Origin of the sequence: Sulfurimonas sp. HSL3-2 (assembly GCF_039645965.1) — a bacterium.
Taxonomy (GTDB): Bacteria; Campylobacterota; Campylobacteria; order Campylobacterales; family Sulfurimonadaceae; genus Hydrocurvibacter; species Hydrocurvibacter mobilis.
This window is the reverse complement of the sequence record NZ_CP147917.1, coordinates 281,360-304,249: the sequence shown is the minus strand read 5'-3', so window position 1 is coordinate 304,249 and position 22,890 is coordinate 281,360. Positions and strand designations below refer to the sequence as shown.

At 38.9% G+C, this 22,890-nt stretch carries 16 protein-coding genes; 7 read left to right on the top strand and 9 right to left on the bottom strand.

The window, feature by feature from the left end; all coding sequences use genetic code 11:
• Position 1: 1 nt before the first annotated feature.
• The gene (locus WCX87_RS01605; RefSeq protein WP_345980299.1) at positions 2-1,600 is read left to right on the top strand and encodes a Na+/H+ antiporter; all 1,599 of its coding nucleotides are present in this window, start codon (positions 2-4) and stop codon (positions 1,598-1,600) included.
• Positions 1,601-1,604: 4 nt separating this feature from the next.
• Here WCX87_RS01605 and WCX87_RS01600 read toward each other — a convergent pair whose 3' ends face one another.
• Complete coding sequence (locus tag WCX87_RS01600) at positions 1,605-3,761, bottom strand: TonB-dependent receptor (RefSeq protein ID WP_345980298.1); 2,157 nt, start codon at positions 3,759-3,761, stop codon at positions 1,605-1,607.
• Between the two features lie 132 nt (positions 3,762-3,893).
• Here WCX87_RS01600 and WCX87_RS01595 point away from each other — a divergent pair, with 132 nt between their 5' ends.
• Together WCX87_RS01595 and WCX87_RS01590 are read left to right on the top strand one after the other, a co-directional pair.
• Positions 3,894-4,454, top strand: coding sequence for a YfiR/HmsC family protein (locus tag WCX87_RS01595; RefSeq protein ID WP_345980297.1), 561 nt, complete (start codon positions 3,894-3,896; stop codon positions 4,452-4,454).
• 8 nt (positions 4,455-4,462) lie between these two features.
• Positions 4,463-5,734: a diguanylate cyclase gene (locus WCX87_RS01590; RefSeq protein ID WP_345980296.1), complete on the top strand. Its 1,272-nt coding sequence runs from the start codon at positions 4,463-4,465 to the stop codon at positions 5,732-5,734.
• A 63-nt stretch (positions 5,735-5,797) separates the two neighbouring features.
• Here WCX87_RS01590 and WCX87_RS01585 read toward each other — a convergent pair whose 3' ends face one another.
• Positions 5,798-7,402 carry an oleate hydratase gene (locus WCX87_RS01585; protein ID WP_345980295.1) on the bottom strand — a complete coding sequence of 535 codons (1,605 nt, stop codon included), beginning with the start codon at positions 7,400-7,402 and terminating at the stop codon, positions 5,798-5,800.
• A 149-nt stretch (positions 7,403-7,551) separates the two neighbouring features.
• On the opposite strand from WCX87_RS01585, the gene WCX87_RS01580 reads away from it, so the two are divergent.
• A complete protein-coding gene (locus WCX87_RS01580; protein WP_345980294.1) occupies positions 7,552-9,678 on the top strand; it encodes a methyl-accepting chemotaxis protein in 2,127 nt (708 codons plus the stop codon).
• 367 nt (positions 9,679-10,045) lie between these two features.
• Here the strand turns inward: WCX87_RS01580 and WCX87_RS01575 are convergent, their stop codons facing one another.
• The 4 genes from WCX87_RS01575 to WCX87_RS01560 form a co-directional block, all read right to left on the bottom strand.
• Positions 10,046-10,633: a DUF302 domain-containing protein gene (locus WCX87_RS01575; RefSeq protein ID WP_345980293.1), complete on the bottom strand. Its 588-nt coding sequence runs from the start codon at positions 10,631-10,633 to the stop codon at positions 10,046-10,048.
• 243 nt (positions 10,634-10,876) lie between these two features.
• Positions 10,877-11,290: a DUF1566 domain-containing protein gene (locus WCX87_RS01570; protein WP_345980292.1), complete on the bottom strand. Its 414-nt coding sequence runs from the start codon at positions 11,288-11,290 to the stop codon at positions 10,877-10,879.
• 106 nt (positions 11,291-11,396) lie between these two features.
• The gene (locus WCX87_RS01565; RefSeq protein ID WP_345980291.1) at positions 11,397-13,853 is read right to left on the bottom strand and encodes a GGDEF domain-containing protein; all 2,457 of its coding nucleotides are present in this window, start codon (positions 13,851-13,853) and stop codon (positions 11,397-11,399) included.
• Positions 13,850-14,746 (bottom strand): hypothetical protein, encoded by an 897-nt coding sequence (locus WCX87_RS01560; protein ID WP_345980290.1) that lies wholly within the window; start codon positions 14,744-14,746, stop codon positions 13,850-13,852. The genes WCX87_RS01565 and WCX87_RS01560 overlap by 4 nt, the downstream gene beginning before the upstream one ends.
• Before the next feature lie 243 nt (positions 14,747-14,989).
• Here WCX87_RS01560 and WCX87_RS01555 point away from each other — a divergent pair, with 243 nt between their 5' ends.
• Positions 14,990-15,373, top strand: a complete 384-nt coding sequence (locus tag WCX87_RS01555) for a hypothetical protein (RefSeq protein WP_345980289.1) — start codon at positions 14,990-14,992, stop codon at positions 15,371-15,373.
• 123 nt (positions 15,374-15,496) lie between these two features.
• Here the strand turns inward: WCX87_RS01555 and WCX87_RS01550 are convergent, their stop codons facing one another.
• Positions 15,497-16,549, bottom strand: a complete 1,053-nt coding sequence (locus tag WCX87_RS01550) for an ankyrin repeat domain-containing protein (protein WP_345980288.1) — start codon at positions 16,547-16,549, stop codon at positions 15,497-15,499.
• Between the two features lie 100 nt (positions 16,550-16,649).
• Here WCX87_RS01550 and uvrB point away from each other — a divergent pair, with 100 nt between their 5' ends.
• Positions 16,650-18,623: an excinuclease ABC subunit UvrB gene (gene uvrB / locus WCX87_RS01545; RefSeq protein WP_345980287.1), complete on the top strand. Its 1,974-nt coding sequence runs from the start codon at positions 16,650-16,652 to the stop codon at positions 18,621-18,623.
• A gap of 30 nt (positions 18,624-18,653) precedes the next feature.
• The gene (locus WCX87_RS01540) at positions 18,654-19,223 is read left to right on the top strand and encodes a DedA family protein (RefSeq protein WP_345980286.1); all 570 of its coding nucleotides are present in this window, start codon (positions 18,654-18,656) and stop codon (positions 19,221-19,223) included.
• Positions 19,224-19,454: 231 nt separating this feature from the next.
• Here WCX87_RS01540 and WCX87_RS01535 read toward each other — a convergent pair whose 3' ends face one another.
• Positions 19,455-20,246 carry a hypothetical protein gene (locus tag WCX87_RS01535; RefSeq protein WP_345980285.1) on the bottom strand — a complete coding sequence of 264 codons (792 nt, stop codon included), beginning with the start codon at positions 20,244-20,246 and terminating at the stop codon, positions 19,455-19,457.
• Between the two features lie 372 nt (positions 20,247-20,618).
• Entirely contained in the window at positions 20,619-22,820 is a 2,202-nt protein-coding gene (locus tag WCX87_RS01530) for an NADP-dependent isocitrate dehydrogenase (RefSeq protein ID WP_345980284.1), read from the bottom strand.
• Positions 22,821-22,890: the final 70 nt, after the last annotated feature.

Sequence of the window (22,890 nt, the reverse complement as noted above, 5' to 3'; positions counted from 1 at the left end):
ATTGAATTTAAGATATAATTATCAACAACGCAAGAAGGAGTTTATCATACACTCTTCAATTGAAATAGAGATAATATTACTCTTTATGGCCATAGTGTCCGTTGCTATGGGAGTCAGACACTACAGCAAACTGCCATACACGATAGCGTTGATATTTGCCGGGATCATTTTAAGCTTTTTTGATATTTTTCCCGATATCCATTTAACGCCTGAACTTATCTTCCATGTTCTTCTTCCTCCACTCCTATTTGAAGCAGCTTTTAATTTAAATGCCAATGAACTAAAAGAGAATGTCAAACCTATATTGATATATGCTGTTTTTGGAGTGATCGTCGCTGTTTTTGTCACAGGGTTTCTACTTCAAGGTACATTTTCACTTTTTAGTACAGACGGTGTCATGCCGTTAATGGCTTGTCTGCTCTTTGGAGCCGTTATCTCTTCGACAGACCCCATCTCAGTCCTTGCTATATTTAAACAACTGGGTGTGCCAAAAAGACTTTCTTCGATCATCGAGGGTGAAAGCTTACTAAACGACGGTGTTTCAGTCGTCGTGTACGGCATTATCTTATCGGCAATAGTATCTCATAGTCATTTCAGCTTTATCTACGGACTCAAAGAGTTCATAGAAGTCGCATTTGGAGGAGCACTGATCGGTACCATTTTAGGACTTACTTTTTCAAGGATCACAGCCCTGATAGATGACCATCTTATAGAGATCACCCTGACTACGATCTTAACCTATCTTTCCTATATAACCGCCGAGTACTTCCATGCATCCGGTGTCATCTCTGTTATAGCTGCCGGTCTTATGGTAGGTACATATGGAACAAAGATAGGGATGAGTCCGACAACGAGAGTATCCGTAAAAGATTTTTGGGATTACATCGCATTTGTCATCAACTCTGTCGTATTTTTCATCATCGGATTAGAGGTCGGAATCGTCAATATCTTTACAAACTTTCACTATATCATCATAGCCATTCTCTCCGTTTTGATCGGCAGAACAGTATCGATACTTGTGTTGACCCAGATCGTAAACAGAATCGACAAAAAGATCGATTTTAAATGGCAGACTGTATTTGTATGGGGCGGTGTAAGAGGAGCTCTTGCCATGGCGCTGGCTCTTGCCATCCCTAAAGATTATGAGTTTAGAGACATCATCTTGATTATGACCTTCGGCGTCGTAGGGTTCTCTTTGATCGTGCAGGGTCTCTCTATCGGAAAACTGCTAAATATCCTTCACATTGGCGGAAGAGATAAGAACCTTGAAGAGTATGAGCTTGAAAAAGGCAGACTTATAGCAATTAACGGTGCGGCTCAGGAACTTGAAAGTATGTATAAGGATGCCTTGATATCGACTCATGTCTATCAGCTTCTATCGGACCATAATACAAAAGATATCGAAAAAGCAAAAGAGATCATCGAGGAGCTGGCAAAAGACCCGAATGTGAAAAACTATGAGTTTAAGACCTCTTTGAAAAGATTGCTTTTAAAACAAAAAGACTCCATCCAAGAGTCGATGAAGCATGGGATCATCTCCATACAAGTCGGAGAGAGATTAATCAACACCATCAATCAGGAGATCTTATATCTGGACTAAAGATCTAAAACTTATGAATGTATTTTATAAGATAATTTCTTCCTTCACGCTGTATCCCTTCATGTGCTGAATCATAATAATAAGAGGGTTGTAAAACCTGAGCGTTAAAGAGATTTTTTATTGTTGCCTGTATTTGACTATGCGGCGTAAATCTGTATGTGAGTGTTTCATCAACAATATGGACTTCATGCACAGCAGCTTTATAGTCTCCCGCTTCTACACTACTGACGACCCATGGCATACGTGTTTGAGTAGTCGCCGAAAAATACCTCCATGCCGTTCCTAAAGAGAGCTTTGAAGTCGGTTTATAGATGTACAAAGCTTTTGCCATAAAAGGAGAGATATCGGGCATACGCTGGACTATCGACGGATCCGGATTTGCCTGAGACCCGTCAGGCGATGTCGCATAGTCGGTATTTGTATAAGATGCATTAAAATAGAAATTATGCTTCATACCTGTTTTAAAGAAATACTCAAACTCCACACCCTTGCTCTCTCTATCCGGATAATTTTGGTATCCGACAGGTGTATCATAGAGCTCTTCCAGGTCTATGACATTATAAAGTTTCGTATAATAAAAATTGAGAATAAATTTATTGTAAAAATTCGGAGAGTATACAAGAACCGCTTCATAAGTATTACTCTCTTCAGGTTTGATATTCGGATCTCCCATACGAAGGTTGATATGTCCCAGTGCATCGGCTTCGGTAAAGGTAGGTGCGCGGTATGCAGAACCGTAGAGAAGTTTAATTGTTGTCGTATCGCTAGCTCTATAGACAAAACCTGCTCTTCTGCTGAGTGTAGATCCAACATCTGAGTAATGGTCTAAACGAAGTCCAAGAATAAGGTCTATCTTATCGGTGATCGAGACAAGATCTTGAGCATATCCGTAAATATTTGTCCTGCTGATACCTTTAGGGACTACCGTCGTTGCAGTCGGGTCAAGCCAGTAGGCAGGCTCATCGTTATTGTTATAATCAAATGCCGGGTTGGCTTTTAATGCAGCCATATTACCGCTTTGTACAATCGCATTTTCCACACTGCTAAAATAATTATCCTCTGTAACAACATCGTAAGTCAGTCCGACACCGACTAAGATATCATTTGAAGCGATCTCCGGCAGATTCAGTGTAGATTCAAATCCGTAATTATCCTCTTGCAGATTTTCCTTCGTATAAAATCCATCTGTCATTGTGATGCCGACTACAGAAAATTTCCCGGCGATCTCGGCAATGCTTGCGATATTCGCATTCACGCTTTCTGTCCTGTGAGAATAGTTTATCTTTGTCTCAAGTTCATAATCATCAAAGTAAGTCTTGTAAGAAAGCTGCGAGAACAGATAGATGCTAGAGTGGTTTTGTCCTTTTGTCGGAATGGGGTCTAAAGCCCCCTCAAAACTATAAAAGTTGCCGGAAGTCTCATGTTTGAGCCTTGCAAGAAGCTCCCAGCCTCCATTCGTCGCTTTGAATCCTACACTATAATCTTTCATCGCTTCGTCTGAATATCCGTTATCGACAGGATCCTGTGCATGAAAATAAAGTCTTTTGTCATTCGATGCGGCATACCCGTCAGCAAAGATACTCCACCCGTTTTCTGTCGTATAAAGGCTTGTCCCGGCTGTGATATACCCATAGCTTCCGCCTTCAAGATAGATCTGATTCTCTTTTTTAGAGTTACCGAGTTTTGTAATAATATTGACAGCTCCGTAAAACGCTCCGCCTCCGTACATCGTCGATGCAGGACCTCTAAGCACCTCTATCTTTTCAACAAGCTGCAGCGGAAAATCGAGATAAAAACTGGTAGTCCCCGTCACTTCATTGTTAATAGCGACACCGTCGACCAAGATCTTTATTTTGTCGGCAAAGTAAGCATTTGGATTTTTAAATCCCCGGACAGTAGTGATCGTATACCCCATACTGCTGACCTGCTCTTGAAAACCGGGCAGCATATCCAAGGCTTGAGAGACGGTTTGTATACCGGCATCCATATATGTTTGTGCGTCGATGACGGTTACCACCGAAGGCATATAGTCTACATTAATAGATTTTTTAGTAGCAATATTACTGACTTCATCAAGCAATGATTCAAAATCATTTACATTCTTTGGTTCATCAGCACTGGCCAAAACAGACAATACAACACAACAAACAAACTTTTTCATAACCACCAAAACTCCGCACCCGATCTAAGTATTTAATAAATATTAATATACCACTAATATAAACTATGATAATGTATGCACATTATACTGTGTTATATTATAAATATTTTTAATTTTTAAAAAGAGTTTGCTTTGACATCACAAATAACCAGATTCGTGTTTCTTATCAGCTTACTGACAAACTTCACTACACTCAATGCATCCGTATATGATGATGATGTTTTAGAGATCTTTTCAAAGATTTTACCGCGCTTTGTTTTGATGGACAATCAAAAGACAAAACTCAAAGATGAAATAGATATATGCATTTTACATAATCTTGTCGATGAGCGAAGTGCTTTATCTTTGATCGACAAAATTAACAACAACTATCCGCACGGCTTAAAAAACTACAAAATAAAATTTACACATGACAACTATTCAAATATCGCTACATGTAAAGACAGCCAACTTATATTTTTGTTTAATTCATCTGATAAAGAGATCGCAGATGCTCTTCTATTTGCAAAAAAACAGAAATCTTTAACTGTCTCATATGATGACGCTCTTCTTAGCAGGGGAGTAGAGATATCTCTCTTTTTAGGCCGGAAGATCGTCCCCTATATCAACATAAAAGCTCTACAGAAAAATGGTATGGAAATGGACAATCTTTTACTTAGAATCTCAAAAATATACATCGAAATGGATAAATAATGCGTAGTTTGAGTATAGAAATCAAAATAATCATCGGCGTCGTCTTTTTTACACTCTTTATCGTAGGTCTCGAGCGGTATCAACTCTCAGAGAATATTATAGATCAGTTTATAGAATCAAAAAAATCAAAAAACAAACTGTTGATAGATACCATTTCGCCTATTATCAGTTTAAACATGTCACTTGGTCTATCTGAAGCCAACAGTGAATATCTGGATCTGATCATCAAACAAAACAAAGACCTAAAAACCATAGAGATAACCGATGCAGAAACAAGTACAATATTCAAATATCCAAAAGATGTAAAATCGGTATCAAAAGCACAAATATTCTCAACTGTTGATACTATGAACAGTTGTTCTAGACCGATTATAGATGATATCACCAAGCAGGTCATCGGTTATATCTACTTAGAATTTTACAATAATGACTATGATCTGGTACTTTCTAAAAATTCAGAAACGACGCTAAAAATATTTCTTGTTACTTTTGTACTACTTACACTCTATACGTTTCTTATAAAGAAAGAGTTTAAAAATCTAAGAGAACTTACAAAAAGTGTATTGGAATATGATCCTAAAATAAACAACTTCACTCTGACAAAAACAAAAAGACTTGATGAAGTCGGGATCATTCATAATGCGATCATAACTATGGTCTCAAAAATAAATTCCTATGCAACTATCTTGGATAAGACGAACCTGCTGCTGGAAGAAAAGGTCGAACAAAGAACGAAAGAACTTCAAGATGCAAACGAAAAACTGGAAAAACTTGCGACAATAGATCCATTGACTCAGGTATACAACAGAAGATACTTTGAAAAACATATCAACAAGATATGGGAGATGTCAAAACGAACCAACACCACTGTTTCCATCATCATGTGCGATATCGATCACTTCAAAAACTTCAATGACATTTATGGGCATATTACTGGGGATCATGTACTGCAAAGTGTTGCGGCTGCCATAAAAGACTCTCTAAAGAGAGTGACTGATGTAGTAGCAAGATATGGCGGTGAAGAGTTCATCATCGTTATGTACGATACGGATATGGAAGGTGCTTTACAGCGTTGTGAAGAGATTCAAAATAGATTAAAACAACTCGATACGATCATAGTAAATGATACAAATGTTCCGCCGATCACTCTCAGTTTTGGAGTCAGTTCGACGATCCCTATGATGGTAGAAAGATATGAACTTTTAATCAAAGCAGCTGACATTGCACTCTATCATGCTAAAGAGAAGGGAAGGAACTGTATAGTCACAAATAAACTGTAAACTCGATGCAAAAAAATAGTTTATTACAATCCTTTTCTCTTCTACATGAACTTCCAAATTTACTTACCTATTAATCGCTTTTACTGCATTTATTAATACCAGAGGATTATGAATCGAGTCATATACCGGCAGTACCTCTTTGTCTGTTTCAAAAAGTCCGTAAACTGCCGTCTGTGCACATCGCACAGAATACTCTACCGTAAAGACACAGTCATCCGGGACTTCCGCAAACTGTCCGAGAAAGGCAAAGTTCTTTGTACCTTCAGGTAATACGTCAGGACGGTCACCTACTGCATAGGGCATAAATAAACTGTCAATAAACGGCATAGCTACAGGGATACAGTTTACTTTTTTTGCATCTACTACCGGTCGCATCAGATCTTGAACTTTGAGGTGATACCATAACTCTTCAAGCAGCTCCTCTCCGCTACACTCTGACATCTTTTTCTTGACAAAGTTGCCCTCTCTGTCAGGGTATAGACCATATCCCCAAAACACCTTTACGTCTTTTGGCTGATTTGGGAAATGGGGCTGGCGTGCGATGACGATCGACATCAGCCAGTTGGAATCGATCATCGTTACCAAACCACCCGTTCCGTCAGTATTACCGGAGAAGTTCTCCATATAGTCATGAAAAGTATCATCTTTTAATGTCGCTGTATATGAGTACCACTTTTGTAGATCGATATTATCACTGAACACACCCGGATTTCCGAATGCTTTATCTTTTTTAGCTACTTTTTCCCACAGCATCCATGCACCGGACGTTGATTTGTCTTTTAATTGAGGGGCTTTTGTCCATGAACCTATGTCGCTGCTTTCCGTTATGGAGCCGTTTGTCATAAATACGTAATCATCCTCTCGCAGCTCGATCTTCTCTTTTTTTTCATTTTCACGGCTTACATGTAAGGCTATTGCTTTTTTATATTCATCAGTTATCTCAAAATCAATATCTACGACCCGAGTCTGCATCTCAAAATGCACACCTCTTTCCTGTAGATATCTGTGTAATGGAATAACAACGGAATGGTACTGATTGTATTTAGTGCGCATGATGCCGCCGAGTTGCGGCATACCGTCAAGTAAATGGATAAAACGTTTCATATAACGTCTCATAATCGCTACACTGCTCCATTTTTGAAATGCAAACATCGATGTCCAAAGATACCAGTAATTCGTCTGAAAAAACTCCTCCTTAAACCACTCCTCGATGGTAACATTGTCCAGTGATTTTTCAGAAGCGAACGTCAGTTTTAACAGATCTGCCTGATCATTAAAAGAGAGCCCGAACGATGAAAGGTCTACTTTTTTGCCATCTTTGAGTAAGCGGGCTTGCGCGTGGGAGATGAATCTGGAGTTAAACTCAAAAGACTCTTCCTTAACGGAGATATTCGGATCATCATACGAGGGGATGTTTGATAACAAGTCCCAGTAACAGACAAAATGCTCTTCGTGCATCCTGCCGCCACGGATTATGAAGCCGCTTTCAGGATTGCCTGTACCGTCGAGTGCACCGCCTAAAAGCATATCCTGCTCCAGTATATGAATATTTTCACCCGGGACTTTAGCATCTTTAATAAGATAAACTGCACTGGCTAAAGAAGCGATACCGCCGCCAACAAGATATACCTGTGAATTTTTTGGATCCCTACTCCTTTCTCTTTTCATATTCTGACCTCCCTCGTTCCTCTCACAGCATTATAAAATTATAAAACATAAGAGAACTTTCTTGATTTTCAAATGTAACCTCTATTCTATTTTACACAAATTTTATACAACTGTTCTAAAATCATGAATTATTCTATATTAGGAGTTCCATGAAAAATTTATCTATAAGTAAAAAAATACATATCCCACTGATCGCTTCCATGGTATTTGGTTTTTTGATCATCATTGTCAACTTCTTCTACTCTATTGACGATGTCAGACAGGATATATATCAAACCGAAAACGATTCTCTTCGTGCATTTTACAAAGAGTCTATCGAAGCAAAAGAAAATATCGGTCTGACAAATGCTATCAATATCTCTAAAAACTACAGTGTTGTAAAAGCGCTAGAAACCAATAACAGAGCACTTGCTATCAACGGTATCAGTACAGTGTCTAAGGATTTTAAAGAATATACCAACTACAAAAATATCAAAATCCATATACATGATGCTAATATCCATAGTTTTTTAAGAGCATGGAAACCGGAAAAGTTCGGTGATGACCTCAGCTCTTTTAGAAAGACGATCGTCGCAGTCAAAGAGGAGAAAAAACCGATAGTCGCTATTGAACTCGGCAGAGCGGGATTAATACTTCGCGGTCTCGCACCGATCATAGAAGAGAACAGATATCTTGGTTCTATCGAGTTTATGCAGGGACTTAATTCTATTATCAAAGACGCTCAGAAAAATCATAACTATCTGATGGCTATCGTTATGGATAATAAATATTTATCGACTGCTACCGCCTTAGCAAAAGCACCGAAGATCGGCAACTTTACCTTAGCCGTTAAGGAAAGTGTCGTTGATAAGTCATTTTTGAACGACTTGAACAATGTCGATATTAAAAATAGTGCTACCTATCAAAGAACCGACAGATATTTCGTTATTTCAGAACCTATCAAAGATTTTTCAAATGAGACCGTTGGCTATGCCCTCGCCGGTGTGCCTATTGCAAAAGTAGAGTCTCTTGTAGAAAAATCCAAGTCTTCACTTATCAGACAGGTGCTCATCATCGTGACGATCGATGTACTTATACTTTTATTATTGATATATATCATAAAAAGAACGGTAACCGATCCGATCAACGAGTTAGATAAAGTCACGATGGAGTTATCTCAGGGCGATGCCGATCTTTCAAAAAGACTCCCTGTTAAGTCCAACGACGAACTTGGTCGCGCCAATGCAAGCTTCAATACTTTTTTAAATAAAGTGGAACAGATATCAGTCAAAGAGAAAGAGCAGGCACTTGTAGCTGAAAAATCAGCTCAAGAGATAAAAGAGAGTATGAAAAAGAATGAACTGACACTCACTCTTTCTGACAGTATGATAAACGGTTCTATAAACAATTCAAACAACCTGAGAGAGAGCCTTAAAAACAATGTCGAAAAGGTAAATCAGGTAAATAACCTAAACGAACTGACAGGAGATATCGTCTCGCAAGTATCTGCATCGACTGATGAGATAATCGACACTATTGCAAACATATCCGAGATGATCAGTGATTCCAGAATCTCTTCGGAGCAGTTGACTGCCAATGTTTCAGAGATCTTTAATGTCATCACTTTGATCAAAGATATCTCTGACCAGACGAACCTGCTTGCGCTTAACGCTGCCATTGAAGCTGCACGTGCAGGTGAGCATGGACGCGGATTTGCCGTCGTCGCCGATGAAGTACGTAAGCTTGCCGAAAGAACCCAAAAAGCGACAAGCGAAGTCGAAGCAAACATAAGTGTTTTAAAACAGAACTCTAACAACATGGCGCAAAACAGCGAACAGATCGAACAATACACAGTAAGTTCTCAAGAAAAACTGGATCAATTTAAAAATGTATTTACCGAGATGGTCACAAATATAGAAAAGATCAAAGAAGACAACTCATTGATCGGTCATGAGCTATTTACCAATATGGTCAAACTCGATCATATTATATTTAAGAACAATGCATATTCATCTGTATTTGAAGGCAAAGTCAACAAAGACACCAGTGATCATTCCAGTTGTAATCTTTACACATGGTACAAGTCAGATGAGACAAACGCAGAGTTCTCAAATAACAGAAGCTTTAAATTAATAGAGCAGCCTCATAACAAGGTCCACACAAATATAAGTAAAATCATAGATATAGTACAGCACGGTACACAACCCGATGCCGATGAACTTATAAACCTGTTTAAAGATACGGAAAATAACTCTATGGAGTTATTTGAACATCTTGATGAACTATTTAGACCGTAGGAAGATTACATTCATACGTCAGGGTACATTGGGCGTCATAAATCGCCCGGTACCCTTAGCATAGTTAACACTTCACTTTAAACCATACCCTTTCTTACTGAACTTCATTCGTTGTTATATCCTCTCTACGATTACAGACCAACCCTTTTAGAACAGATGATACCTACTTATAGCTGATGTAATAAAATGGCTTTCCAGAAAGATATGTAAAGCTACAAAACTGCGACGGATGCTATTTCTATGTCATTGAGATCGTAAAGATGTGAAATTTAAAAGAATAAACTTAGTTATAGGAGTGGTTTTAAAAGGGTGTGAGAAGTGTTTTGATACTTTATAAGGCCAAGAGGCCAAAAAGGGCCTAAGGTGATTAGAAATCGCCTTTAGCTGCTCTTTCTGGAATTCCTTCCATAGCTTTTTGAACTAGTGTAGCCATTTTTAACATTTCCGGAGGAAGTGTATGTCCACCATGAATTGCAAGTGTCATATCCATACTAACAAGGAATGCATCGCCGTTTCCGTATTTAACATACATAATTCTACATGGCATAAAACCACCGTAGTAACGAGAGTAGTTAAGGAATACTTTTGCTGTTGTAAGATTACATAAAGACCAGATTCTAGCTTCCATTACTTCATCAGGTTTTGCGTCTTCTTTTGTATACATCTTTACATAGCCAGTCAAACGCATATTATATTCATCAGCAAGTACAGTAATTGATTCTTTTACATCATCACCTGATATACCGTCTTGAACCTTCCACTCTTTCATCATAGCTCTTGCAGGGTCGCCGTATTCAGCAACTTTTGTAAACATAGCATCGTATGCCGGCATAGCACCGTCATCTAGTGTGTGTGCTTTTGTAACTGCTGTCCAACCCATGTGCATTGTAGAACATCCACTAATAGTTAAAACCATAGCTAATGCAAATGCAGCACTTAAAACTTTCTTTATCATTCATCTTCCTTTTGTAGTTTTCTGTATATTCTGACGCACATATACAACCAAAAAAAATCTCATTTTTGTGAGATTAGGCTTGAATTATATATCAGACAACTTTTCTTTTTCCTGAAACCTTTTAAATAATTCAGTTTCTTCACGTTATCCAAGTATATTTTTACTCAAACTTGCCTGTACATTGGCAAAAGAGAGATTTTGATCATTAAAATTTATTATAATAATCAATATAACTAATAATTACTATTTTTTAAAGCTGGTTCGTACACATCTCATATTTGCAGTATCGCATTTATCACTTGAGAACAGATGTCCTGTTTTCATATAGATAGCCCATGCATTGACATCATCTTGCGTGTCCTCTTCAGAAGTCCAGTATCCTTCTGTTGTACCGTAATGAAATCTTCTTCCTTCCTGAGGAGTCTGAACCATCTTTATAATGGTCTTTAGCTCTTCTCTTGTTGGAAGACGCCAGTCGTTTTGCCCGAGAAGTTTCAAAGAGCGGCAGTATGCGCCGGACATCGCCCACTTCAGTTCATTTTCGACAGCAGCAGTATCCTGCCACTCTAAATGATGCTTAGCATCGATATAACTCTCGCTTTGTCCGCCTGCAAACGCAAGAGAGTATAAACATATAAGAACTGCGATTTTTTTCATTTACTCACCTGTGACAGCATCTCTTATATTACTAAGAAAGGGCTGTGTATTTTTGATTTGGTAATTATTACCAATAAAACGTTAAGTAGTACTTAACGTTAAATGACTATTCTGTTATCAGATCCGCAGATGGTTCATAAAAATAATAGCCTTGCGAGCAATCTATCCCTATCTCTTTGACCTGTTGTGCGATAGCTTCGTTGGCAACGAATTCAGCAACTGTCTCGATCCCGATCTTATGTGTAAAATCACTGATATGCTGGACAAAGAGCCGAGCGTTCACATCATGAGAAAGAATTTTGATAAGACTGCCGTCTATTTTTAAAGTATCGATATTTAACTTGAGCAGATGGTCGAAATTTGAATATCCTGCACCGAAATCATCGATCGCAAAACGGCAGCCTAACGATTTAAACCTCTCGACGAATGCACGGACTTCATTGTAGTTGTCGATACCTTCACTCTCTAAAATCTCAAATATCACTTTTTGTCCTATATGATACGTATGGATCAGTTTTTCTATGTAGTCTGCGAGATCAGCATTAAGAAGATCTTCCGTTGAAAGATTGATACTGATAGGATGTCTGCTCACTTTCAGTTTTTCAAATGTTTTTTCGATCATTATTTTCGTCAACTGTCCATACAGTCTTGTCTTCTTAGAGATATCCAAAAATGCTATCGGACTCATAATAGTTTCATCTTTATTGATAATACGGATAAGCGCTTCATATTTAACGATTTGACCGCTTTTATTATCGACTATAGGCTGAAAAAACGGGACTACTCGAGACTCTTCGATCGCTTCTTTTATGTTTTTATATCTGGAGATATTGTTTTCATGTTCTACTTTCGTTAATGATGCAGTATGTACTTCAAGAGGCTGGTGGGCGATCTTCGCACGTTTTAATGCGGCAGTAGCATGTTCGATAATACGTTCAACTCCAGTAGCCATACCAACGGTAATACTGAGCGTCATCTCGATATCTTTTACTATAAAAAGTTCATGCGATGTCTCAAAGATCAGATCTTCCATAAATTTTTTACATCTGGTTATCTCTCTGCAGTTATTAAACAAGATCGCATATTCATCACCGCTTAGCTTATAAAGGGATGCGTTCTGAATTGATTTTGTCTTTAAAAGCAGCCAATTTGCATAAACTGAAAGAACACTGTCCCCGATAGCGACACCATAAACATCATTAAAATCGTTAAAGCGGTCCAAATTGATGATAGCAAGTGTCGCTGCACTGCACTGAGCTAAATCATCTACTAGAAGCACCCGATTTGGAAGACCCGTAACAGTATCTGTCGTCAAGTGGTGTTCCAGCTCTTTTCGCTTTTGGAATGAGCTGATCGCAAATCCGATATCACCTGCCAGTTCTTCTAGCATAGCTACCTCTTTAGGCTCAAATCCATTCGGATTAAATGAGTATAGTCCCAGTACCCCGAAAGAATTTTCATGGATACTAGACCTTAGCGGAAGCGCGATAAAAGACCCAAAATGATTTTTCTGACCGATCTCTATCCATGTATCGATCGGTTCTAGAGTCTCTATATGATTGACTATCATAGTTGTATCTGATGAAAATGCCTGCAGGATCGGGTTATTCTCAACCACTGCGTTTTGTATAGGTATATTTGGTATCTCTTGCTTATTCGCAGTTTTGTTGGACACTGCTTGAAGTATGATGACACCCTCTTTCTCCAGACCGATCCAGCAAAGCCCGTATCCTTGATGAGCAGCGAGCTGATCGACACTCTGTACTATTAACTCATCGGTATTTTTTGCTGAGATGAGTAATTGATTGATCTCAGCGACAGTTCGAAGAATTGCATCCAGATATTGCGTCTCTTCCAATGAGCTTTTTAACGCTTTTTGCTGTTCCATCATCGATTTAAAAGAGTTTGTCAGAGTGAGATCGAGTTCTGTAAGTTCATCGACAAAGTAACGGCTGTTCTCTTCACTTTTTGCATGAGCATGTTGTGTAAGCTTTTCCAGCGGATTGACTAGAAACCTCTGTACCAACGTAAATATAAAGACACTGATAAAAGAAAATATAAGAAAAACACTTATACCGTAAGTGATCGCTGCTTTATCAAGCTCACCAAATACATAGTCATTATTGATCCGTACAAGCATTTGCACATTGTGTTTTTCAGTACCTTCAAAATAATGAAAATCGCTTTTATACTGCAGTATATGATCCATTACCAATCCGTGCAAGATCTTAGAAATAGGATAATAATCGTTTTTTATCAATTTTCCCTGTAAAGAGCGGGATGATGAAAAATCTATAACATTCCCGTCTCGTGATATAGATACGATGTCGATCGCATTATTGATCGCAGATGCTCTGTCAAGTACGGCTTGTACCTGTTCTTGACGTTTTGAACTGAGTACGTCTTTTATATCATCTTCAAGACGAAATAGACTTTGATTTATACTATTGGCTACTGCGCGCAGCTGCATCTCTCTTTGTACAGAGTAAAGCTCTCTTGAGAGGAAAGCGATTATCAGTCCGTTTACACCGACTAAGATTAGCGCGAGTTTACTGATTTTCAACGTAACAGCCTGTCTGTCGATACATTCTGCATATGCAGCTGATCTTCTATCTCTTTATGTGTACCGCTGTTAAGCCACTGGATCTGTGTAGTCGATTCCATAAAGTCATCATAACTCTGTCCCTCCAGATATCCATGAATAGTCTCATAATACTCATGCGGATCATTTTTGAATTGCTGCAGAGCCTTATTGAAGATCGATAAAAGCTCACGATACTCATCTTCTCTTCCGATCACGAAACGTTCATCGACATACAGAGCATCAATAACGGAAAAAGATTTCATAGTGCGGGTCGATGCGATCGTCATATATCCTTTATTGAGAAACTCTGAGATGTAAGGAGCATATGTAAGCATTATGCTTGGAGGACCCGACGGACTTATCGTAGTCATCGTTTTTTGTGAACTGTTTTTCAATATAAACTTGAGATTCTCCAACTTATTTTCATGGATAAATGCATTGAAAAAATCTTCATCTAAAGAGCCCAGTTCCAAATATACCGTGATCGGCTCTTTCTCTGTACGCAGTTCACTTAGCGGATGATTTGACAAGATCGCATCAGCCCCGTAAGAACGATCGATCAGAAAAACAGGTTTAAGACGGCTGTAGTCTTTAAAACGCAGAAGTTCATACTGGGTAGCGGTGAAGCCTTGTGTAAAACCTCTGTCATACAAGCGTGAATTATCCGAGAGATCTACCAGCCACATAAATTTAAAAGGTGTCTTATCAAGCCAGCCCTTTTCCTGCGCATAGATAAAAGGTGTAAAGCCGACCCACGGATTACTGGAGATCTTAATGGATCGCTCATCTGAACGGCTGTAATAAAAAAATCCGGCTACTGCAGTCATGGTAATAAGAGCGATCAATATCCAAATAGTATAAGTTTTTTTCATACTTGTACACCTCTTTTTTTTAAAATCTCAGTCTAACACAAATTTTTTAAGTTTTTTCTTCATCAATAATGTTTATATAAAAAGAAAAGAAATAAATTCATCTAATAAACATATAAATATGATTGATTTAATCTTAACCTATTTCTTATTGATTATGCATAAATTTTAATCAATTAAAATATATCTTCTTTTTTCAGCTGATGTATGATGATAATAATGGATTAATTACAAAGAGGAGGACTTATGAAAACTCTAATAAAATATGAGAATATCGAAAATGAACTTCCAAACCTGATCCCTGTTTTAAAACAGGCATTACAGACAGATATGCTGTACATCAAAAAAGTCAATAAGGAGTGTGAACAATACACCAAAGAGTGCCAGCATGCGTGTTTCTTAACAGATGCTCACTATGTCATCTACTCTCCGTACATCAAAGAGGTCGATCATGATAGAGAACTCTTCGTCTTTTTAGATGAAACAGGAAAGACGATCTGCCATATCGGAGGAAATTCCATAGAGATCGGCGGTCTTATCCGCCCATGTGAGAACTTAAAGCTAAGCGATGAGTATAAACATAGTATAAAGCATCATGCAAACCCTCCGTATACTTCAGCATTTGTGTAAAACCCGGCAACTTCTATGCCGGGATAAAGTTCTATGCCATATTTTAAAGTACATTCACCCTATTCTCCAGCGGGAGATCAGCCTCAAGCCATAGAGATACTCAGTGATTTTATTTAAACGTGCCTATCTATGAAACAAAGAGTCAAGTAGCATACCTACCCCCTGTTTTATGACCTCATCTTCTACTTTATCTTTTATACCCGGTTGTTCTGCCGACTGATCTACGGTATTTTGATTCATCCCAGTTTGCTGTTGAAATGCAGCGATTTTTCTCTCTTCGGCTAAATAGTACTCCTGCTGCTTTCTCAGTTTTTCATCATGCAGCAAAGCAGTGGTGACATTTATCATAGCTACGATTACTTTTTCCGTTAATCCCATCTTTTCTAGCATATCAATCTCTGCCAGTGTGAACTTCTTGTAAGGGACCTCCTGCTGTTTTATCATTGCTGCTAAGATCGCTTCACTCTTACCTGCTTTTAAATACTCTCTTATATCTCCGACTTTGAGCCCTTTAGGACCCATTAAAGCCAGTCTGAGCATATTATCTTTTATGAAATAAACCGCATTTGGATTTTTATCCGTATATTGCTTCAACCCGTTAAAGTCTTTTTCACTTTCGAACTTATCAACCCTTTTCTCCAACTCGTCTTGCTTTTCTTGAATATCGGCTTTTGCCTGTAAAATATCCTGTTCTATAACTTGTCCATTATTGCTAGCATCACTTTTTTTTGCCATCTGTTCTTGTGTGATATTCGCCTCTTTTAATTTCCATTGGGAAATATAGTTTATCAAGACAGGATCGTTTGTCATTTCAATCACAGTACGTGGATTGAATCCACCTTCACAAAAACCAGAAGTCTCTGCACCGTATTCTCGCAGAAGTGAGACCATTTTTAGATTATCATTTGTTACTGCAGTACATAATAGATATTTTCTATCAGTGAAATCAGCACCGTGTTCAAGAAGATATTTTGCAGCATCATATTTATTATACATAACTGCGTACATTAACGGAGTATAGCCATAATTCGAACTACTAACATCCATATGATCCACTTCAACTGCTTCTTTGAGTGTTTTCATATTACCCTCGACTACAGCCTGCTCTAATTTATTTGCACAACCGGTTATTAATAGACTCGTAATCAGTAATGTAATCGCATAAAGCTTTTTCATCTTCTTATCCAAATTATTTATTCTTAAATATATTCTATCACATCTCTTGAGTATCTTCTTCATAACCTCAGTTTAAACACCGATTCCGCTATAATTGCACATGCCAAACTTTACAGTCCATTCACCATATTCTCCAGCCGGAGATCAGCCTCAAGCCATAAAAGCCTTAAGCGACTCAATACTCAAAGGCAACCGATACCAAGCACTCGAAGGTGTGACGGGAAGCGGTAAGACACATACTATGGCTCGTGTCATCGAAAACGTCAAGATGCCGACCATCATCATGACCCACAACAAGACTCTCGCAGCTCAGCTCTACAGCGAGTTCAGACAGTTTTTCCCAAACAACCATGTCGAGTATTTCGTCTCCTACTACGACTACTATCAGCCTGAAGCGTATATCCCGCGTCAGGATCTTTTTATAGAAAAAGACAGTGCCATCAACGACGAGCTTGAACGTCTTCGCCTTTCATGTACAGCAAACCTGCTTAGCTACGATGATGTCATAGTCATCGCTTCGGTCTCTGCAAACTACGGTTTGGGTGATCCGGAAGAGTACCTTAAGATGGTGCAGGCTGTTACTGTGGGTGATGAGATAAGTCAGAAGAAACTTCTGCTTCGCCTTGTAGAGATGGGTTACACCAGAAACGACAGCTACTTTGACAGCGGGCATATCCGTGTCAGCGGCGATGTCATAGATATCTATCCGCCCTACTTCGAAGATGAAGCGATCCGCATCGAGTTCTTCGGCGACGAGGTCGAGTCCATCTACAAGATCAGCGTCTTAGAAAACAAACGCATCGAAGACTATAAAAATGTAAACATCTATGCGACAAGCCAGTTCAGCGTCTCTCAAGACCGTATGTCAGTCGCTATAAAACGCATAGAGGATGAACTTGGCGAGCGTCTTGACTTCCTTTTAAAAGAGGGGAAACTTGTCGAAGCACAACGCCTTAAACAACGTGTAGAGTTCGACCTCGAGATGCTTCAGACAACGGGGATGTGTAAGGGGATCGAGAACTACTCAAGACTGCTTACGGATAAAAAACCGGGCGAAGCACCGTTTACCCTGCTTGATTATTTTGAGGTCAAACATAAAGAGTATCTCGTCATCGTCGATGAGTCACACGTGAGTCTTCCGCAGTTTCGCGGGATGTACGCCGGTGACCGTGCCAGAAAAGAGGTGCTTGTCGAGTACGGTTTCCGTCTGCCGAGTGCACTGGACAACCGCCCTTTAAAACTGGACGAGTACATCAACAAAGCACCGCACTACCTATTTGTCTCGGCGACTCCGTCGCAGTATGAGCTGGAACTTTCAGCAGTGAAAGCCGAACAGATCATCCGTCCGACAGGTCTGCTAGACCCCATCATCGACATCAAACCGCTGGATAACCAGGTCGAAGATATCCATGATGAGATAAAGAAGGTCACTGCAAAAGATGAGAGAGTCCTCATCACCGTCCTTACCAAAAAGATGGCCGAAGCTCTCACTAAATACCTTGCAGACCTTGGCATAAAAGTGCAGTATATGCACTCGGACATCGATACCATAGAACGTAACCAGATCATTCGTTCACTTCGTTTAGGAGAGTTTGACGTGCTCATAGGAATCAACCTGCTTCGTGAGGGACTTGACCTCCCGGAGGTAAGTCTTGTCGCCATCCTCGATGCAGATAAAGAGGGATTTTTACGAAGTGAGACCGCACTTGTACAGACCATCGGTAGAGCTGCCAGAAACTCCGAGGGACGCGTCATACTCTATGCGAACAAGATAACAGGTTCTATGCAGCGTGCCATAGAAAAGACGCAAAACAGACGTAAGCATCAAGAGGAGTTTAACAAAGCTCACGGCATAACGCCGACGACGACCATACGTAAACTGGATGAGAACCTAAAACTGGAAGATCACGGCGATCTCTACTCAAAAAGAAAAAATATTGATAAAATGCCTGCAGCAGAAAAGAAAAAGATCGTAAAAGAGCTGACAGAGCAGATGAAAAAAGCCGCGCGTGAACTTGAGTTCGAAGAAGCAGCCCGCCTGCGCGACGAGATAACAAAGATCAAAAAACTATAGGCACATAAGCCTTACATGTAAAGGAAAAAAATGGAAGATATGTTAAGCAACATCGCGACTTACGGATATATAGGTCTTTTTATCTACTCACTTGGTGGAGGATTTGTAGCACTTGTAGCTGCATCGGTTCTCTCATACATGGGAAAAATGGACTTGGCTACGTCGATGGCCATCGCCTTTAGTGCAAACGCCATAGGCGACAACCTGCTTTTCTACATGGCAAGAAACCAAAAAGAGGTACTGCACCCATACCTGAAAAAGCACAGACGTAAATTTGCATTAGCGCACATAAAGATGAAACAGTACGGCTCGTGGATCATTCTTTTTCAAAAGTTCGTATACGGCATCAAAACGCTCATCCCTATCGCCATAGGACTTACAAAGTATGATCTTAAAAAGTTCACTATACTAAACATCATCTCTGCTGCCGTATGGACATTAGTAGTAGGTTTTGCAAGCTACTTTTCAGGCAATGCCATCGTAAAGATTTACGACCACATAGTAGAAAAACCATACATAGCCGTCATAGTAGTAGCAACGATATTTGCAATTCTATGGCTTTACCTTTCTACGGCTACAAAGAAGAAAAAGAGGGTTTAACTCTTTTCTTACATGTAAAGACTTCTCTTCATACTTTTTGTCCGCAAAAAGTAAGCAAAAACTCTGCAACGGCTTCGAGCCTGACTTTGTCAGGTTCCCAAGAAACTCCCAATAAATCCCTAAAAATTCAAAACTCACTCCGTTCAAACAGTTGAATTTTTTTCACGTTATTTATTAGCACTTTCTCGGCTCTGCAGATGTTGCAACTGACACAAAAATTCGACTGAAATTTCATATATCATTTCTTCTTTTGTTAGCATTTTTAACTTTATATTCTTTGTCACCTAGAGTGAATATAGTTTCATCACATACCTTCATCAATTCTAATGCAAAATTAAATGGTTTAGATTTATCCTCTGGTAGAAATGACGCATAAATATCGATTCCACCATAAAACCTCATATGAACCATATAAATCCCATGTTCATCAGGGTTTGAAAATTGATAATAAAAAATATCTTTATTTGCACCATAGTGTGGTATGTCTATTAAATCAATTGCTGCTCTGTCTTTTAGAAACTGAACAAAATTATGGTTACTTTCATCTTCACTATGAAGATAACCAAGAAGAACTTTCACTTCACCTTTGAAGTATTTTTGTAGGTGATGATAATGAAGTCCATAGGCTATATGTTCAAAACAATTTATTAGCCTTGCATAGTCTGGAGTCCCCCAAATTACTTCAAGAAATCCATTATCACTTTTTAGATTGTAATGTTTTCTTTTTGCAAATGCTTTATCTAGTAATTTATTTGAAGTTCTTCTAATCGCACGATTTACTTTTGTAAATTTATGTAAGTATCCAATTGAATTATTACCAAATATGCCAGCTAGGCTAACCATTAAGAATTCATCATCTTTACTTTTAGCACTGTTATGTATTTCACAACTTGGTACAGTGATAAGATGTTTTCTGTAATCTTCTCCAACATCTTTTAGTTCAGGAAATAAATTTTTTGGTGGTACATGTTCACTAGAAATAGCGTCTCTATCGCACATGTAACATTTGATTATTTTGTTCAATATATCTAACCTTTAGTCATATAACTAACTTTTATTCTACAAATATTATATCTGATTTAGTTCGAAGAAAGTCAACGTTTCCAAACAAGTCAATACACCAGTTGCAACATCTGCAGAGCCAAGAAACAGCAAAGGAATGACGTAAAGAAAACATAACTGTTTGAGGTGTAACCGAGTTTTATGTTTTTAGGAATGGAGTTGCTTTTTCTTGGGGACTTGACGCAGTCAAGCTCGAAGCCGTTGCAGAGTTTTTGATACTTTTTGCGGTCAAAAAGTATATCTACAAAGTCTTACATGTAAAGAAAAAAAATAGATTAGAAAATAAAAAGAGGAAAGCTTCCCAAAGGGCCAAACCCTTTAGGAAAAGAAAGATTATATAGAATCGATGATAGCGTTAAGAGTAGCAGATGGACGCATAGCAGCTTCTGCTTTTGCGTTATCTGGGTGGTAGTATCCACCGATGTCTTGAGCTTTACCTTCAACTGAAAGTAACTCTTCCATGATCTTCGCTTCGTTCTCTTCAAGAGCTTTTGCAATTGGAGCAAATTTAGCAGCAAGTTCTGCATTTTTAGATCCAGCAAGAGCTTTTGCCCAGTATTGTGCTACATAGAAGTGGCTAGCTTTGTTATCCGGCTCACCAGCTTTTCTTCCCGGAGCTTTGTTGTTATCAAGGTAACCAGCATTTGCAGCGTCAAGTGCAGCAGTTAGTTCTGCAAGTTTTTCACTTGGGTGTTTTTGCTCGATATATCTTAGTGACTCAGCAAGTGCTAAGAACTCACCAAGTGAATCCCAACGAAGGTGACCCTCTGCAAGGAATTGGTCAACGTGCTTAGGAGCAGATCCGCCAGCACCAGTTTCAAATAGACCACCACCAGCAAGTAATGGAACGATAGAAAGCATTTTCGCTGAAGTTCCTAGTTCCAAAATTGGGAAAAGGTCAGTCAGGTAGTCACGTAAAACGTTACCAGTTACAGAGATAGTGTTTAGACCAGCTCTTACACGTTTAAGTGCATGTTTCATAGCTTGTTTTGGAGCCATGATATGGTACTCGATCGGAGTCTTAGCTAAATGTGCCGGGAAATACTCCATAACTTTTTTGATGATGTTAGCATCGTGAGCTCTGAAAGAATCTAACCAGAATACGATTGGATCACCAGTTAACATTCCTCTTTCGTGAGCAAGTCTTACCCAGTCTTTGATCGGCTCGTCTTTAGTACGGCTCATTCTCCAGATATCACCTTTTTCAACGTTGAAAGTCATAAGAACGTTTCCGTTTTGAGTAACTTCTACAACACCGTCTTCTGCCATTTCAAAAGTTGTCGGGTGAGAACCGTACTCTTCAGCTTTTTGTGCCATAAGACCAACGTTTGCAACGTTACCCATTGTAGTAACATCGAACTGTCCGTTTTTAACACAGTCATCAACGATCTCTTTGTAGAAAGTTGCATAGCTTCTGTCAGGGATTACAGACATACAAGTTTGAACTTTTCCGTCTTTGTTCCACATTTTACCGCCGTCACGTACAACAACCGGCATAGAAGCATCGATGATAACGTCGTTTGAAGCGTGTAGGTTTGTGATACCGTTGTCAGAGTCAACCATAGCGATCGCCGGGCTAGCAGCTTCAACTACAGCTTTAACAGCAGCTTCGATCTCAGCTTTTTTGCTTGATTTCTCAAGTTTTTTCGCTAGATCTCCAAGACCTAGATTCGGGTTAACACCAAGAGCTTTGAACTCATCAGCATATTTTTCGTATACGTCTTTGAAGAATACTTCAACAGCGTGACCGAACATAATAGGGTCAGAAACTTTCATCATAGTCGCTTTTAAGTGGATAGACCATAAAAGACCTTCCTCTTTAGCTTCTGCGATAGTCTCAGCGATGAAAGCACGTAATGCTTTTGCAGACATGAATGTACCGTCAAGTACTTCTTTATCTTGAACGTCTTTAAGCTCTTTAAGAACTTTTCCGTTTAAAGAGATAGTTACGTTAGCAGCAGAATCAGTGATAACTGATTGCTCGTTTTCGTAGAAGTCACCATCTTGCATATGTCTTACACATGCTTTAGAGTTTTCTTCGAAAGCTCTAAGTTTGTGTGGGTTTTTCTGAGCGAATTTTTTAACTGCAACTGCCGCACGACGGTCAGAGTTACCTTCACGTAGAACCGGGTTAACCGCAGAACCTAAACAAGTAGAATATCTAGCTTGTAAAGCTTTTTCCTCTTCAGTTTTTGGATCTTCCGGATAGTTAGGAAGATTATAACCTTGAGATTGAAGCTCAGCGATACACTCTTTTAATTGAGGAATAGACGCAGAGATATTTGGAAGCTTGATAATGTTACCTTCAGGTTGTTTAGCAACTTCACCTAAATATGCCAATTCATCAGCTATTCTTTGATCTTCAGTCAAGTACTCTGGGAAAGTAGAAATGACTCTTCCTGCAAGAGAGATATCTCTTGGTTCAACATTGATTCCAGCTTCTTTTGCAAAAGCTTGAACGATTGGTAATAATGAATATGTAGCTAAAGCAGGTGCTTCATCTATCACAGACCAGATTATAGTTGGATTTGCCATCTATGTCTCCTATATCAGATTTTAAAATTGGAGTATGGTAACATAGTTTTATGTATCTAAATGAAATTAG

What these genes read in the sequence shown, in the direction of transcription:
- WCX87_RS01600 (WP_345980298.1), bottom strand. Translation starts at nt 3,761, where the DNA reads ATGAAAAAGTTTGTTTGTTGTGTTGTATTGTCTGTTTTGGCCAGTGCT.
- WCX87_RS01585 (WP_345980295.1), bottom strand. Translation starts at nt 7,402, where the DNA reads ATGAAAAGAGAAAGGAGTAGGGATCCAAAAAATTCACAGGTATATCTT.
- WCX87_RS01580 (WP_345980294.1), top strand. Translation starts at nt 7,552, where the DNA reads ATGAAAAATTTATCTATAAGTAAAAAAATACATATCCCACTGATCGCT.
- WCX87_RS01575 (WP_345980293.1), bottom strand. Translation starts at nt 10,633, where the DNA reads ATGATAAAGAAAGTTTTAAGTGCTGCATTTGCATTAGCTATGGTTTTA.
- WCX87_RS01570 (WP_345980292.1), bottom strand. Translation starts at nt 11,290, where the DNA reads ATGAAAAAAATCGCAGTTCTTATATGTTTATACTCTCTTGCGTTTGCA.
- WCX87_RS01560 (WP_345980290.1), bottom strand. Translation starts at nt 14,746, where the DNA reads ATGAAAAAAACTTATACTATTTGGATATTGATCGCTCTTATTACCATG.
- WCX87_RS01555 (WP_345980289.1), top strand. Translation starts at nt 14,990, where the DNA reads ATGAAAACTCTAATAAAATATGAGAATATCGAAAATGAACTTCCAAAC.
- WCX87_RS01550 (WP_345980288.1), bottom strand. Translation starts at nt 16,549, where the DNA reads ATGAAAAAGCTTTATGCGATTACATTACTGATTACGAGTCTATTAATA.
- uvrB (WP_345980287.1), top strand. Translation starts at nt 16,650, where the DNA reads ATGCCAAACTTTACAGTCCATTCACCATATTCTCCAGCCGGAGATCAG.
- WCX87_RS01540 (WP_345980286.1), top strand. Translation starts at nt 18,654, where the DNA reads ATGGAAGATATGTTAAGCAACATCGCGACTTACGGATATATAGGTCTT.
- WCX87_RS01530 (WP_345980284.1), bottom strand. Translation starts at nt 22,820, where the DNA reads ATGGCAAATCCAACTATAATCTGGTCTGTGATAGATGAAGCACCTGCT.